Raw genomic sequence first — 13,589 nt, 5'->3', positions numbered from 1 at the left:
GCCCGGCGCCGGACCGGTCCCCGGAAAACCGGCTCGTCCCGGCGCCGGGCCGATCCCCGGAACCCCTGATGGCGCCCGGCGAGCCGCCGGACACCTTGCTGCTCGTCTGCGCGCTCGGCGTGGAGAAGCTGGCCCTGCGCGGCGGCGGCCGGGCGCACGCGCCCACGGTGCTGCGCACCGGGATGGGCCCCCGTGCGGTGGAGCGGGTCCTGCCCGCCGCCCTCGGCACCGTGACCCCAAACGCCGCGGTCGTCGCCACCGGCTTCTGCGCGGGCCTGGCCCCCGGCATGCGCCCCGGGGATCTGGTCGTGGCCGACGAGACGCGGGTCCGTCCCGGCGGTCCGGACCGTACCCCGTGCACCGGAACGGCCGCGCTCGCCGCCGCCCTGGCCGAGGCGGTACGGGACCGGCCGGGCACCACCGTGCACACCGGCCCGGTCGTCGGCTCCGACCATCTGGTGCGGGGCGCCGAGCGGGCCCTGCTGCACGCCACGGGCGCCGTCGCCGCCGACATGGAGTCGGCCACCGTGCTGCGCCGGGCGGCCGCGGCCGGACCCCGCGCCGTTGCCGCCGTACGGGTGGTCGTGGACACGCCGGAGCACGAGCTGGTCCGTGTCGGGACGTTGAGCGGTGGAATATCGGCCTTTCGTGTCCTGTGTGCCGTTCCACCCGCTCTACGCCGATGGCACCGTTCCCTGTCGCTCCCCAGGAGGTGAGCCAGATGGCCATGCCGCTCCGCCAGACCGTCCGGATCGCGACGTATCTCGCCCGGCAGAAGCTCCGGCGCCGCGAGAAGTTCCCGCTGATCGTGGAACTCGAACCGCTCTACGCCTGCAACCTCGGCTGCGAGGGCTGCGGCAAGATCCAGCATCCGGCCGGTGTGCTCAAGCAGCGCATGCCGGTCGCCCAGGCCGTGGGGGCGGTGCTGGAGTCCGGTGCGCCGATGGTGTCGATCGCCGGCGGCGAGCCGCTGATGCACCCGCAGATCGACGAGATCGTGCGGCAGCTCGTCGCCCGCCGGAAGTACGTCTTCCTGTGCACGAACGCGGTGCTGCTCCGCAAGAAGATCGAGAAGTTCGAGCCGTCGCCGTACTTCGCGTTCGCCGTGCACATCGACGGTCTGCGCGAGCGGCACGACGCCTCCGTCGCCAAGGAGGGGGTGTTCGACGAGGCGGTGGAGGCGGTGAAGGAGGCCAAGCGGCGCGGCTTCCGCGTCACCACCAATTCGACCTTCTTCAACACCGACACCCCGCAGACCGTCGTGGAGGTGCTCGACTACCTCAACGACGACCTCCAGGTCGACGAGATGATGATCTCGCCCGCGTACGCCTACGAGAAGGCGCCCGACCAGGAGCACTTCCTCGGCGTCGAGCAGACCCGCGAACTGTTCAGGAAGGCCTTCGCGGACGGCAACCGGCGGCGCTGGCGGCTCAACCACAGCCCGCTGTTCCTGGACTTCCTCGAGGGCGCGGCGGATTTCCCGTGCACCGCCTGGGCGATCCCCAACTACTCGCTCTTCGGCTGGCAGCGGCCCTGCTATCTGATGAGCGACGGATACGTGCCGACGTACCGCGAGCTGATCGAGGAGACCGACTGGCAGTCCTACGGGCGGGGCCGGGACGAGCGCTGCGCCAACTGCATGGCGCACTGCGGCTACGAGCCCACGGCCGTCCTCGCCACCATGGGGTCGCTCAAGGAGTCCCTGCGCGCGGCCCGGGAGACCGTCGGCGGCATGCGGTGATTTTGCCTGTGAGGCAAGACGTTTGCCTCTGAGGAAACCGGCTGGCTCAATGGAGGCGTGGACGCCGAGAGCCAGGATACGACCGGGGAGCTGCCGTCCGTCGCGCCCCGCCTGCGGGACCTGCGGCGGCGCGGCGGTCTGACGCTGGAGGACGGGGCGCGGCGGGTCGGCCTGTCGCCCGCACACCTCTCGCGGCTGGAGACCGGCCACCGGCAGCCGTCGCTGCCGGTGCTGCTGGCACTGGCGCGGGCCTACGGCACCACTGTCTCGGACCTGCTCGGCGAGCCCGCGCCGGACCGCGACCCGGTGGTGCGCACGGGGCGGCGGGTCCCGGGGGAGCACCGTCCCGCGGCCGACGGCTGGACGTACCAGCAGGCGGGCGGCTCGGGTCGGGCGATGCAGGCGCTGCGCGTGCACGTGCCCCGGGGCTCCCAGCAGGATCTCGTACGGACGCACCCGGGCGAGGAGTGGATCTACGTTCTGGAGGGCCGGCTGCGGCTGACGCTCGGGGAGCGCGTGGAGTTCCTGGGTCCGGGCGACGCGGCGCACTTCGACTCGCTCACCCCGCACCGCCTGGCGGCCACGGGGACGGAGGGCGTGGAACTGCTCTTCGTCCACACGCTGCTGCGGAGCGCCGCCCCGGGGGTGTGCCTCGGCGGCGGCACCCCGGGCGGCCACTGACGGCGGGGCCGGCCGGCCCGGTCACCGGCGGGCCGCCGGCTCTCCCGCTCACGGCCACGCCCACGCCCCACGCCCACAGCTCCGGCCGGCACGTGAACCGGCACCGGACCGGCACGTACCGCACGAACCAACACCAACACCAACACCGATACCGACCGACACCAACACCGACAGTGAACAGGGAGGGCCGCGGCATGCCCGAAGAACCCGCACGGCGCATGGTCGAGGAGAACAAGTTTCCGCGCGGAGCCGTGGTCAGGATCTTCGCCTACCTGGTCGCCGGGCACCTCGTCGCGGGCTTCCTCTACCTGCTGTTCGAGATCGCCCCGAAGTGAGGACCGCCGCAGTGGGGCCGCCGCCGGAGTGCCGGAGTGGGGACCCCCGAGGTGAGGCTGCGGCGCCGCGTCCGAGGGGGTGCTGCCGCGCGCCCGGGCCCGGCCGTGCGGGGGCTCAGCCCTCGAGCATCCGCTCGCGCAGCCGTTCGCGCTCGGCCGCACCGAAGCCGAGGCCCTCGGTGAGGTAGCCGTCCACCGTGCCCCAGTGCTCCTCGATGGCGGTGAACGCGGCGTCCAGGTACTCGGCGCGCGCGTCGAAGAGCGGGCTGAGCAGCTCCGTCACCTCGGGCGGCATGGTGTCCTGTGTGCCGTCCGAGCGCCGGTAGCGGTAGCGGCGGTGCGGCGCGGCGCTCTCCAGGTAGTCGGCCTCGATCGACTCCCGGTCCACACCCAGGGCGAGCAGCGTCACCGCGACGGAGAGGCCCGCCCGGTCCTTCCCGGCCGCGCAGTGCATCAGCGCGGGCACGCTGTCCTCGGCGAGGGCGTGCAGGACCCGGCTCTGCTCGGCGGTGCGGTCCCTGACGATGACGCGGTACGTCGCTGCCATCCGCCGCGCCGCCCTGCCGTCGCCGAGCAGTTCCCGCAGCTGGGCGAGGTCGCCGTCGCGCACGAGCCGCCAGAACTCGGCGCCGTCCGCCGGGTCGGTCAGCGGTATGTTCACGTGGCGCACCCCGTCCAGGGCCACGTCCGGACCGTCCAGGGCGACGTCGGCCCTGTTCCGGAAGTCGAAGATCGTGTGCAGTCCGAGCGAGCCGAGGAAGTCGGCGTCCTCGGGGGTCGCCTTCGCGAGATGGCCGCTGCGGTAGAGCACACCCGGCCGGACCCTGCGGCCGTCCGCCGCGGGCAGCCCGGCCACGGCGCGGAAGTTGCGTACCCCCACGAGCTCGGGCTCGGCCTGCTGAACCTCTGGGACCTGCGGCGTCTGCGTCACGGGCGCTCCCTGTGTCGGTGCCGGCGGCTCGTGCCGACGGGCGGATGCTCGGGTCGGGTTGGGGCCGACCCTACGACATGGGTTACCCGGGCAATCACTTTCCCGGTGCCGTGCGGCAGGAACGGTTCCCGGGACCTCGGCGCGCCCCTGACCTGGGGTTCTGTTCCCGTGCCGGCTTTCTGCGGGGCTCCGGCGGAGCCGCTGTGGTGTGTTCCGCGGGCGCGGGCGGGTCCTCCGGCGGGCCGTGATCCGGGTCACGGCCCCGCGCCGGGCCGCAAGGGGGGACGAGGGATGCGGGGGAGGCGAGGGCCCGACGGTCGTCCGGGAGCGCCTGCCGCGGGGGAGGGGTGCCCGCCCGGCCGTGCCGGGGAAGCGTCAGCCGCCGTTCCGGCCGTACGAGAGATAGGCCCACACGACCTGTCCCCGGCCCGTCTCGTCCGGCCGTACCCCCCACTCGTCCGCGAGGGCGCCGACGAGCAGCAGCCCGCGGCCGCCCTCCTCGTCGCAGTCGGTGACCTTGGCGCGCGGTTCGTCCTCGGCGCAGCCCTGGTCGGTGACCTCCAGGCGCAGCCGCGCGCCGACGATCTGCAGGTCACAGCAGATCTTCACGCTGTCCGTGTGCCGGACGGCGTTCGTGAAGAGTTCGGACACCACCAGCTCGGCGTCCGCCTGACAGCGGGAGTCGACGCCCCATTCCCGCAGCATCGTGACCACGCGCCGACGGGCCTTGCCGACGGAGGTGTTCAGCGCCGGCAGATGGAACGCGTCCTGGAGGTGCTGGGCGGCGACGCCGCCACAGCGCCCCAACCGGAGTGCGTCATGGGAAAAGGCCACGTTGTAACTATGCGGCCTGTCACTCGCGCATGGCAAGAATCAATCTGTAAATTACAGAAACAGAAACGACAACCTGGTTCGCACGGCTCCGGACGTGGCAGACTGCTCGGGTCACAGCGGTTGGAGGGGATGGGCAGTGAAGGACGCACGGTCGGGAGGTGCCCCGACCGTCCTGCGAGTGGTGCTCGGCAAGCGACTCCAGGACCTGCGCGAGAAGGCCGGCCTGTCCTACGAGGACGCGGGCCGCGCCCTCGACGTCACCCATGCCACGATCCGGCGGATGGAGAAGGCCGAGGTCGGCCTCAAGATCCCGTATGTCGAGAAGCTCCTCCAGACCTACGGAGTCACCGAGCCGCGCGATGTGGACGGCTTCCTCACGCTCGCCCGTGAGGCCAACCAGCCGGGCTGGTGGCACCGCTTCCGCGACGTGCTGCCCGAGTGGTTCAGCGCCTTCGTCAGCCTGGAGGGCGAGGCCAACGTCATCCGGGCCTACGAGCCGCACTACGTCCCCGGGCTCCTGCAGACCGAGCGCTACGCCCGGGCCGTGCTGCGCGCCGGGCTGCCGAACGCCCCCGAGGAGGAGATCGACCGGCTCGTCGACCTGCGTGCCGAGCGCCAGCGCCTGCTGACCCGCCAGGACGCCCCGCTGCTGTGGGTGGTCATGGACGAGACGGTGCTGCGCCGCCCGATCGGGCAGGACTCCTCGATCATGCGTGAGCAGATCGACCGGCTGATGGAGGCCACCGGGATGCCGCAGGTCAGACTTCAGGTCATGCCGTTCTCCGCGGGCCCGCATCCGGCGATGTACGGGCCCTTTCACATCTTCCGGTTCCCCATCCGGGAACTCCCCGACGTCGTCTACTCGGAGAGCCTCATCGGGGCCGTCTACATCGATCAGCGCGACGATGTGTCGACCTTCCTGGAAGCCCTGGACCGGATGTGCGCGCAAGCCGCGCCTGCACACACCACCCGTGCACTTTTGGGTGGCATCCGCAAGGAGATCTGAACCATGGATCGCAAGCACCGAGACATCTACAACGGGATGCCCGCCAAGGAGCTCGGCTCCGAGGGCTGGCACAAGCCGTGGAGCGGCGGCAACGGCGGCAGCTGCGTCGAGGCCATGAGGCTCGGCGACGGCCGCGTCGCGCTGCGCCAGTCCACGGACCCGGACGGACCCGCGCTGATATACACGCACCACGAAATCGCCACTTTTATCCGGGGGGCCAAGTCCGGTGAAGCAGACTTCCTGCTCGCCTGACCGGGGCGGGCGCCGGACTCGGCAGCACGACCGTGACAGGACCGACCGACCCTCGTGCCGTTGACCGGGCACGGGCAGCGAAACGGAGAAACGGTGTGACCGACCAGGGCTTCCCCGTCGACCGGATAGACACGAGCAAGCCGCACCCCGCGCGGATGTACGACTACTACCTCGGGGGATGGGACAACTACGAGGTGGACCGCGAGGCCGCGGCCCAGGTGATGCGGATGGCCCCGGACACGCGGGCGAGCGCCCGCGCCAACCGGGCCTTCATGCACCGCGCCGTGCGCACGGTCGTCCGCAGCGGCATCCGGCAGATCATCGACATCGGCACCGGCATCCCCACCGCGCCGAACACCCATGAGGTCGCGCGGGAGATCGCGCCCGACACCAGGGTGGCCTTCGTCGACAACGACGTCATCGTCGCGGCCCACGCCGGGGCCAAGCTCACCAACGAGGGCAACGCCGCCTTCGTCCTCGCGGACGTCCGGGAGCCCGCGAAGATCCTGGACCACCCGACGGTCCGGGAAATGATCGACTTCGACCGTCCGGTCGCCCTGATGCTGGTCGCGGTGCTGCACTTCATCGACGACGCCGACGACCCGGCCGGAATCGTCGCCAGGCTCAGCGAGGCGCTGCCCAGCGGCAGCTATCTGGTGCTGTCCCACGTCACCACCGACTTCCACCAGGACGTCGAGCAGATCACGCCGGAGGGCTCGGACGCCCAGGCCGTGTACGACCGGGCCACCGCCCGGCTGTCGCTGCGCGGCCACGACTCGATCATGCCGTTCTTCGACGGCTACGAGCTGATCGAACCGGGCCTGGTCCAGCTCCCCCGGTGGCGCCCGGACGGCGAGCCCGATCCGGAGGAACTCCGGAGAGTCGCCCTCTACGGGGGCGTCGGCCGCAAGCCCTGAACGGCCGCGCCGGCCCACATACCCACCGACCCGCCGGTCCACAGGGGAGATCGGCGGGTCGGTGCCTTTCCCGGCGGAGCCGTCCAGCGGCCCTTCCGCGGCCGTCCCGGCGGCCGCGCCGCCCCGAGCTGTCTCGCAGCAGTCTCGTGGCCGTCCGCCGGCCGTCCCCCGAAAATCGCGTGCGTCCCGCCCCGCCCGCCCGACAGGCTGGTGCCATGGCGTGGACGACGACGGAGCATCTCGGCACCTTCCTGGGCACCGCGGGAGCGTTCCTGCGGGCGCTGCCCGCACGGCACAGCGTGCTGCTGTCGGTCGCGGACTCCCTGGAGCGGGGCGGCAGCCGCCGGTACGGGGACGACCCGCCCGAGTACGGCTGGTGGACCGCCCCGGACGGCGAGGTGGCCGGCGCCTTCCTGCGCACCCCGCCGCACCCGGTCCTGCTCTCCACGATGCCGGACGAGGCGGCCGTCGCGCTCGCGGCCCGGACGGAGATCGCGGGGGCGCCGGCGGACGGGGTCAACGCGGTCCGGTCCGCGGCGGAGGCGTACGCGGCCGCCTGGCAGCGGCGTACCGGCGGGCGGCTGGGCACGGCCGCGGTCCACCGGCTCCACCGCCTCGCGGAACTCGTCCCGCCCGACCCGGCGCCGCCCGGCCGGGCCCGGGTCGCCGGGCGGCGGGACCGGGCGCTGCTCGTCGACTGGTATGCGTCCTTCATGCGGGAGACCGGTTCGCTGGCCCTGGACCCGGGCAAGGCCGTCGACGACAGGCTCGGCCACGGCGGGCTCTCCCTCTGGGAGGACGCGTCCGGCCCCCTCGCGATGGCCGGCGTCACCCCCGCCGTCGCGGGGACGGCCCGGATCGCGTCCGTGTACACCCCGCCGGAGCTGCGCGGCCGGGGCTACGCCGGCGCGGTGACCGCCGAGGTGAGCCGGGTGGCCTGCGACGCGGGTCTGGAGGTGCTGCTCTTCACCGACCTGGCCAATCCCACCAGCAACGCCCTCTACCGGCGGCTCGGCTACCGTCCGGTGGAGGACCACCTGGTGCTCTCCGCGACCGGCTGACCGCGCCCAGTCTGACCGGTCCGGCCGGGTCCGGAGCGTTTCCGGCCGGTCCGCCCGGGCCCGCTCCGTCCCCACCGGGCGGGCGCGGCGGACGGACACGGTCCCGCTCCTTCCGCCGCGCCCGGCGGGGCCGGTCGGACGGACACGGCGGGCCCGCCCGATCGGGCCGGGAGCGGTGTATCCGCCGGATTCCGGGAACAAGCGTCCGGTGCGGGGAAGTTGTCCCCGCATACACGTGTCACCGTCCGCCCCACGGCCACTGGCCGGGTCCGTACCACTCGGGAGGCCTCTTTGCCCGCATCCGTTTCCGGCACCCCCGCGCCCGCGTCCGGCCGCCGGCGCTCGCTGCCGTCCCTGCTCCGCCCGGCGGCCTTCGGCACCGATCCGTCCGGAGAGCGACTCGAACGCATCCGGAGATCGCCGCAGTACGCCGACGGGCAGTTCCGCAATCCGGTGCCGACCCGCACCATGCTGCCCGGTTCCGCGCGGGCCGTGCTGCGCGAGCAGTTCAGCCGGGCGGGCCGAGCACGCCGTGCGCCTGCCGGGGAGATCCCGCTGCTCCGGCCCGCCGTCGGCGAGTCGGACCCGCCGCCCGCGACGGGGCTGAGGCTGACCTGGACGGGGCACTCCAGTGTCCTCGCGGAGATCGACGGGCACCGGGTGCTGTTCGACCCGGTGTGGGGCGAGCGGTGTTCGCCGTTCTCGTTCGCCGGACCGCGCAGGCTGCACCCCGTGCCCGTGCCGCTGGCGGAGCTGCCCCGGGCCGATGTGGTCGTCATCTCGCACGACCACTACGACCACCTCGACATGCCCTCGATCCGCGCGCTGGCCCGGACCGGGACCCGCTTCGCCGTGCCGCTCGGCGTCGGCTCCGACCTGGAGCACTGGGGTGTGGCACCGGAACGGATCACCGAACTCGACTGGCACGAGTCGGTCGCGGTCGGCGGGCTGACGCTGACCGCCACCCCGGCCCGGCACTTCTGCGGCCGCGGCCTCGGCCGCGGCATGCGTACCCTCTGGGCGGCCTGGGTCGTCAGCGGCCCGGAGCACCGGATCTTCCACAGCGGCGACACGGGGTACTTCTCCGGCTTCGCCGAGACCGGTGAGCGGTACGGGCCGTTCGACGCCACGATGATCCAGATCGGCGCGTACAGCGACTTCTGGCCGGACATCCACATGACGCCGGAGGAGGGCGTGCGCACGCACACCGACCTGTCGGGCGGCACCCCGGCCGGCGCCCTGCTGCCCATTCACTGGGGCACGTTCAACCTCGCGCCGCACCCCTGGGAGGAGCCGGCCGAGCGCACCGTGGCGGCGGCCCGGGAGGCCGGGGCGCGGGTCGCCGTGCCGCGGCCGGGCGAGTCCTTCGAACCGGCCGGTGAGCTTCCCGACGACCCCTGGTGGCGGGCGGTGGCGGCCCCGGCCGCGAGCGCGGCGGCGAGCGCCTCCGCGGTAGGAGGCGACTCCGGGGCGCGGGCCGCTTCGGAGGGGACCGCCCCCGGCGCCGGGAAACCGCGGCCGGACACCCCGCCGTCGGATGCCTCGCCGCGGCCGGGGGCCCCGGAGCGGACGGACGCTCCGCCGCAGCCCGGCGGAGCCCCGGTCGGCGGCTAGCGGCGCTCGGCGGCGGGCGGCCGGCTCCGGTCGGGCGGTCCCGTGGGGCGCAGGGCGAGGACGGCGATGTCGTCGGTGTTGTCGGCCCCCAGCCGGATGAGGAGTTCGTCGCAGAACACGTCGAGGGGTTCGTGGGCCAGGTCGGCGGTGTGCCGGCGGAGCCGTTCCATGGACGCGTCGAGCGGTTCGTCGCGGCGTTCGATGAGGCCGTCGGTGTAGAGCAGCACAGTCGAGTGGGCCGGGAGCAGGTTCGTGGCCGTGGGGCGGGGCGTGTCGGGTGCCACGCCGAGCAGCAGGCCGGAGCCCTCCGTGAGATAGCGGGTGGTGCCCTGCCAGGTCGTCAGCAGCGGCGGCAGATGCCCGGCGGACGAGTGCTCCAGCGTCCACGGGCCCTCCGGCGGCCCCTTGACGAGACCGTAGAGACAGGTGGCGGTGGCCTCCTGGCACAGGCTGAGGTTCGCCGTGTCCAGGCGGCGCAGGATCGTTTCGGGAGGCTCTTGGCGGTCGATGGCGATGCCGCGCAGCATGCTCCGCAGCTGGCTCATGGAGATCGCCGCGTCGAGGTTGTGGCCGCTGACGTCGCCGATGACCAGGGCGGTGTTCCCGTCCGGGACGACGAAGCAGTCGTACCAGTCACCGCCGACCTGGGCGGTGGTGGAGGAGGCGGCGTAGCGGGCGGCCAGCCGGAGGTGCCCGATGTCCGGCGGCGCGGGCAGCATCGAGAGCTGGAGGCGTTCGGCGATGGTCCGCGTCTCCTGGTAGAGCCGGGCGTTGTCCACGCCCAGGGAGAGGCTGCGGACCAGGTCGTCGACCAGCGACAGCTCCTCGTCGCTGAACGGCCGGTCCCTGCTGCGGGCCACGGTCAGCGCGCCGAAGATCTCCCGGTGCGCCCGCAGCGGGGTGACGACCGCGCTTCTCCCGCCCAGCCGCTCGAACAGCTCCCGGTAGTGGGCGTCCAGCGGACTCTCCGCCTCCTCCCGCCCGGGGGCCTCGGTGAGCAGCAGCGGGCCCGCGCCGCGCAGCACCCGCGCCAGCGGCCCCCGCGAAGTCTTTGACACCGGCGGGAGCCGGCCCTCGTACGTCTCGGGGAGCACCCGCCCGGGGTGGCGGTGCACCACGCACACCCGGTCCACCTGGGCCTGCTCGTTGAACAGGTCCACCACGCACCAGTCGCCCAGCTGCCGCGTCAGCAGCCGGCCCACGCGCCGCAAGCCCTCGTTCAGGTCCATGGTGTCGCCCAGCGCGCTCCCGGTGGCGGCCAGCAGGGCGAGCCGCTCCAGGGTCGACATCCCCGCCTCGGTGCCGCTCGCCGCGCCGGCCGGCTCCGGGGACGGTGCCGGGGCCGTGGGCGGCCGGGAGTGGTCCGCTTCCGGTGGCGCCGGCTGCCTGCTTCCGCCGGGAACGCGCGGCGGGTGGACGGGCGTGGCGGCCCTGGGGGTGAGCTGGGCGACGAACACCGTACGGCCGTCGGCGGCCTCCTGGATCTGGATGAACAGCCGCACGGGGACCACCCCGCCGTCCCGGTGCAGCGCCGGGAGCGGCACCGAGCGGCCGACGATGTGGGGCTGCCCGGTGAGCAGCAGTGAGGTGAAGGCCGCGATGTGGCGTTGCCGCAGGTGTTCCGGGATGAGGGTGGTCAGCTGCCGCCCGACGAGTTCGTCCGCGCTCCAGCCGAGCATGTCCGCCGCCGGCCCGTTCACCGCGATGATCCGGTTCTCCTCGTCGGCGGCGACGGTCGGGACCCTGCTGGCCCGCACCTGGCCGACGTCCCACGGAACCAGCTCCAGGGGGCCGGCGCCCGGCTCGTGCGGCACCAGGGTCCACGCGGTGGGGGGTGCGCCGGCGAGCTGGCCGCTGATCTGCTCGAACAGCCACTGGTGGAAGGCACGGCCGCGCGGGAAGGCCGGCAGGGTGAGGAGCTTCTCGTTCCGGGCCGCCTCTTCGGCCAGGCCGAGCACCCGGCGCAGGGTGAGCACCGCCGGCATCGCGTCAGCCGGTACCGACAGGACCAGGGAACGGACCCCCGCGTCGGGGGGCTGCTTCTCCAGCGGGTCCGTGACACAGGCGCTGATCACGCCGTTCATGTCGTGCGCGACGGCGACCTCCTCGGGCCGCACACCGAACCGGTCCCCGGAGGTGGTGGCGAGCGCGAGTTCGCGCAGCAGCACGTGCCGGTGCTGCTGCGCGGTCGAGTACAGGGCGGCCGGCACGTCGACGAGCGTCACCGTCTCGCCGGGATCGCACGGCGGGACGGGGGACTCCCACCCGCCGGAGGGCGGCGGCTCCGGTCCCTCCGGCCACAGCTCGAACCACACCGTCTTGCGGTCCTCGCCGTTCTCGACCCCGTGCCGGGACGCCAGCCGCTCGACCACGCACAGGCCCTGCCCCGTACCGGAGTACGGAGGGCACTCACGCCGCACCAGCCGGAGGCCCGGACGGTGGTCGCTGACCCGCACGGAGACCTTGCCGCCGGAGGCCCGTACCGACACCTCGACATCCGTGCGGGCGTGCAGCACCGCGTTCGTCACCAGCTCGCTGACCAGCAGCTGCGCTGTGTGCACCACGTCCGGCGCGGCCCCGTCCAGGGACTCCCGTACGAACCGCCGAGCCGACGCCGCGCTCTCCGGCCGCCGGGCGAACAGCCGCGACGGGGCAGCCGCCGGATCGAGGTTGTCCATGGCCACAGTCTGCCGCACCGGGCCCGTTCCGCAGCCCGGCCGCTCACGGAGGCGCTGGTCAGCGGGGTGCGGCCATCGGCCGACCGGGTGAGGGACCGTCGGGTACGGGGGCCGGGGGTGGCCGGAAAGCCGGGGCCGTCCCGGTGTTCCCGGTGTTCCGCCCCGTCCCGGTGTCCGGCCCGGTGGTGTGAGTGCCGGGTGCCGGTCCCGGGCGGTGCGGTTCCCGCCCGGCGCGCGGCCGGTCAGCTCTCGGGTCCTCCTCCGAGAGCCGCCGTCAGTTCTCGGGGCCCTCGTCCGGTGGCTGCCGGTCAGTCATCCTCGGGGTCCTCGTCCAGGAGCTGCCGGATCAGCGGGTCCACGTCGACGTACTCGCTCTCCCGGCCCGGCGGGACGATGTGTTCGGTCCAGCGCAGAAAGGCCTTCATGTCCGACGCCTGGACGCGGAGCAGCGCCGTGTCCCCCTCGGCCGTTCCGCCGTGCAGGGCGAGCCGGAGGTAGAGGCTGTCCGTGTCGTCGTGGCCGGGATAGACGGACACGGCGCCCGCACCGGTCCTGCGCCTGGTCCCCGCCGTGAGCAGTTCACGGGAGAGCACCCAGGTGACCGGCGTCTCGGTGTCGGTGTGGCTGTCGAGATAGACCGTGTAGGGGTCGTCGGCGGAGTACGCCAGGCAGGCCGGGACGGGCACGCTGCGGCCCGGGCTGATCGTGTGCAGCAGGAGATGAGCCGTGCACAGCCAGGCGCTGGAGCGGCGCGGTGGCACGGCGGGGGGCTCGTCGTCGATCATCCGCGTCCCCGTCCGCCGGGTCCGGTGTCTTCGCGGCCGGTCGTCATCAGCTTTCCCCCTCCGTGCGCGGAAGCGCTGTGCGGCGGGCGGGCCGCACCTACCGAAACGCCATATAGGTGACGCGTCACGCACATTTCACCAGATACTGGGTGACGCGTCAACTAGTCAGGTGACGCGTCACCAACTTCTGGATAGGGTGGTTTCGTGGAGACTGACAGCCCTTGGCTTACCGAGCAGCAGCAGCGCGTCTGGCGCAACTGGCTGCGCATGAACACCGAACTCCCGGCGGCGCTGCACCGGCAGCTGCAGGCGGACTCCGAACTGTCCCTGCCCGACTACGACGTGCTGGTCCAGCTCACCGACACGGCCGAGGGCCGGGTCCGGGTGCTGGACCTCGCGCGTGCCCTCCGCTGGGAGCGCAGCCGGCTCTCCCACCACCTCAAACGGATGGAGGGCCGGGGCCTGGTACGGCGCGAGGAGGTCCCCGCCGACGGCCGCGGTTCCTATGTCGTCCTCACGTCCGAAGGCCGGGCGGCCATCGAGAAGGCCGCCCCCGCCCATGTACGGACGGTGCGCAGCCTGATCTTCGACTCCGTCGGCGCCGACGAACTGGCCGCCCTGGGCGCGGTGGTCGACAAGGTGCTCGCACGGCTGGAAGAGGAGGAGCGCTCCCGCCGCTGAGCGCCCCCGCGGGCACGGAGGGCGGCCCGCGCCCGGCCGCCCCGTCCCGACCGGGTCCCCGCCCCCGCCGACG

At 73.4% G+C, this 13,589-nt stretch carries 14 protein-coding genes; 10 read left to right on the top strand and 4 right to left on the bottom strand.

Annotation, left to right across the window (positions count from 1 at the left end; translation table 11 throughout):
- Nucleotides 1-68: 68 nt before the first annotated feature.
- The 4 genes from GCU69_RS02560 (at nucleotide 69) to GCU69_RS02545 (ending at nucleotide 2,757) form a co-directional block, all read left to right on the top strand.
- Nucleotides 69-716: a phosphorylase family protein gene (locus tag GCU69_RS02560; protein WP_098754547.1), complete on the top strand. Its 648-nt coding sequence runs from the start codon at nucleotides 69-71 to the stop codon at nucleotides 714-716.
- A gap of 5 nt (nucleotides 717-721) precedes the next feature.
- A complete protein-coding gene (hpnH, locus tag GCU69_RS02555) occupies nucleotides 722-1,741 on the top strand; it encodes an adenosyl-hopene transferase HpnH (protein WP_098754548.1) in 1,020 nt (339 codons plus the stop codon).
- 57 nt (nucleotides 1,742-1,798) lie between these two features.
- On the top strand, nucleotides 1,799-2,422 hold the full coding sequence (locus tag GCU69_RS02550) for a helix-turn-helix domain-containing protein (RefSeq protein WP_235978165.1): 624 nt from the start codon (nucleotides 1,799-1,801) through the stop codon (nucleotides 2,420-2,422).
- A gap of 194 nt (nucleotides 2,423-2,616) precedes the next feature.
- The gene (locus GCU69_RS02545) at nucleotides 2,617-2,757 is read left to right on the top strand and encodes a DUF6126 family protein (RefSeq protein WP_156205004.1); all 141 of its coding nucleotides are present in this window, start codon (nucleotides 2,617-2,619) and stop codon (nucleotides 2,755-2,757) included.
- 115 nt (nucleotides 2,758-2,872) lie between these two features.
- On the opposite strand, the gene GCU69_RS02540 is transcribed toward GCU69_RS02545, so the two are convergent.
- Together GCU69_RS02540 and GCU69_RS02535 are read right to left on the bottom strand one after the other, a co-directional pair.
- Entirely contained in the window at nucleotides 2,873-3,688 is an 816-nt protein-coding gene (locus GCU69_RS02540) for a tyrosine-protein phosphatase (RefSeq protein WP_098754549.1), read from the bottom strand.
- 375 nt (nucleotides 3,689-4,063) lie between these two features.
- A complete protein-coding gene (locus GCU69_RS02535; protein WP_235978164.1) occupies nucleotides 4,064-4,522 on the bottom strand; it encodes an ATP-binding protein in 459 nt (152 codons plus the stop codon).
- Between the two features lie 136 nt (nucleotides 4,523-4,658).
- On the opposite strand from GCU69_RS02535, the gene GCU69_RS02530 reads away from it, so the two are divergent.
- From GCU69_RS02530 to GCU69_RS02510, 5 genes are all read left to right on the top strand, one after another.
- Nucleotides 4,659-5,528 carry a helix-turn-helix domain-containing protein gene (locus tag GCU69_RS02530; RefSeq protein ID WP_098754550.1) on the top strand — a complete coding sequence of 290 codons (870 nt, stop codon included), beginning with the start codon at nucleotides 4,659-4,661 and terminating at the stop codon, nucleotides 5,526-5,528.
- A 3-nt stretch (nucleotides 5,529-5,531) separates the two neighbouring features.
- The gene (locus GCU69_RS02525) at nucleotides 5,532-5,780 is read left to right on the top strand and encodes a DUF397 domain-containing protein (RefSeq protein ID WP_098754551.1); all 249 of its coding nucleotides are present in this window, start codon (nucleotides 5,532-5,534) and stop codon (nucleotides 5,778-5,780) included.
- Between the two features lie 95 nt (nucleotides 5,781-5,875).
- Complete coding sequence (locus tag GCU69_RS02520; protein WP_156205003.1) at nucleotides 5,876-6,697, top strand: SAM-dependent methyltransferase; 822 nt, start codon at nucleotides 5,876-5,878, stop codon at nucleotides 6,695-6,697.
- A 215-nt stretch (nucleotides 6,698-6,912) separates the two neighbouring features.
- A complete protein-coding gene (locus GCU69_RS02515; protein ID WP_156205002.1) occupies nucleotides 6,913-7,758 on the top strand; it encodes a GNAT family N-acetyltransferase in 846 nt (281 codons plus the stop codon).
- A gap of 291 nt (nucleotides 7,759-8,049) precedes the next feature.
- Complete coding sequence (locus GCU69_RS02510) at nucleotides 8,050-9,372, top strand: MBL fold metallo-hydrolase (protein ID WP_176604508.1); 1,323 nt, start codon at nucleotides 8,050-8,052, stop codon at nucleotides 9,370-9,372.
- On the opposite strand, the gene GCU69_RS02505 is transcribed toward GCU69_RS02510, so the two are convergent.
- A complete protein-coding gene (locus GCU69_RS02505; protein ID WP_156205001.1) occupies nucleotides 9,369-12,050 on the bottom strand; it encodes a SpoIIE family protein phosphatase in 2,682 nt (893 codons plus the stop codon). The two genes, GCU69_RS02510 and GCU69_RS02505, sit on opposite strands and share 4 nt — an antisense overlap.
- A gap of 308 nt (nucleotides 12,051-12,358) precedes the next feature.
- Entirely contained in the window at nucleotides 12,359-12,835 is a 477-nt protein-coding gene (locus GCU69_RS02500; protein ID WP_156205000.1) for an SsgA family sporulation/cell division regulator, read from the bottom strand.
- A 204-nt stretch (nucleotides 12,836-13,039) separates the two neighbouring features.
- On the opposite strand from GCU69_RS02500, the gene GCU69_RS02495 reads away from it, so the two are divergent.
- Nucleotides 13,040-13,516: a MarR family winged helix-turn-helix transcriptional regulator gene (locus tag GCU69_RS02495; RefSeq protein ID WP_235978163.1), complete on the top strand. Its 477-nt coding sequence runs from the start codon at nucleotides 13,040-13,042 to the stop codon at nucleotides 13,514-13,516.
- Nucleotides 13,517-13,589 lie beyond the last annotated feature (73 nt).

The sequence above is a fragment of the Streptomyces lycii genome, from assembly GCF_009735685.1.
In the GTDB taxonomy this organism is placed as follows: Bacteria; Actinomycetota; Actinomycetes; order Streptomycetales; family Streptomycetaceae; genus Streptomyces; species Streptomyces lycii.
This window is presented reverse-complemented; position numbering and strand designations above follow the sequence as displayed.

What these genes read in the sequence shown, in the direction of transcription:
- GCU69_RS02560 (WP_098754547.1), top strand. Translation starts at nt 69, where the DNA reads ATGGCGCCCGGCGAGCCGCCGGACACCTTGCTGCTCGTCTGCGCGCTC.
- hpnH (WP_098754548.1), top strand. Translation starts at nt 722, where the DNA reads ATGGCCATGCCGCTCCGCCAGACCGTCCGGATCGCGACGTATCTCGCC.
- GCU69_RS02545 (WP_156205004.1), top strand. Translation starts at nt 2,617, where the DNA reads ATGCCCGAAGAACCCGCACGGCGCATGGTCGAGGAGAACAAGTTTCCG.
- GCU69_RS02525 (WP_098754551.1), top strand. Translation starts at nt 5,532, where the DNA reads ATGGATCGCAAGCACCGAGACATCTACAACGGGATGCCCGCCAAGGAG.
- GCU69_RS02515 (WP_156205002.1), top strand. Translation starts at nt 6,913, where the DNA reads ATGGCGTGGACGACGACGGAGCATCTCGGCACCTTCCTGGGCACCGCG.
- GCU69_RS02505 (WP_156205001.1), bottom strand. Translation starts at nt 12,050, where the DNA reads ATGGACAACCTCGATCCGGCGGCTGCCCCGTCGCGGCTGTTCGCCCGG.
- GCU69_RS02500 (WP_156205000.1), bottom strand. Translation starts at nt 12,835, where the DNA reads ATGATCGACGACGAGCCCCCCGCCGTGCCACCGCGCCGCTCCAGCGCC.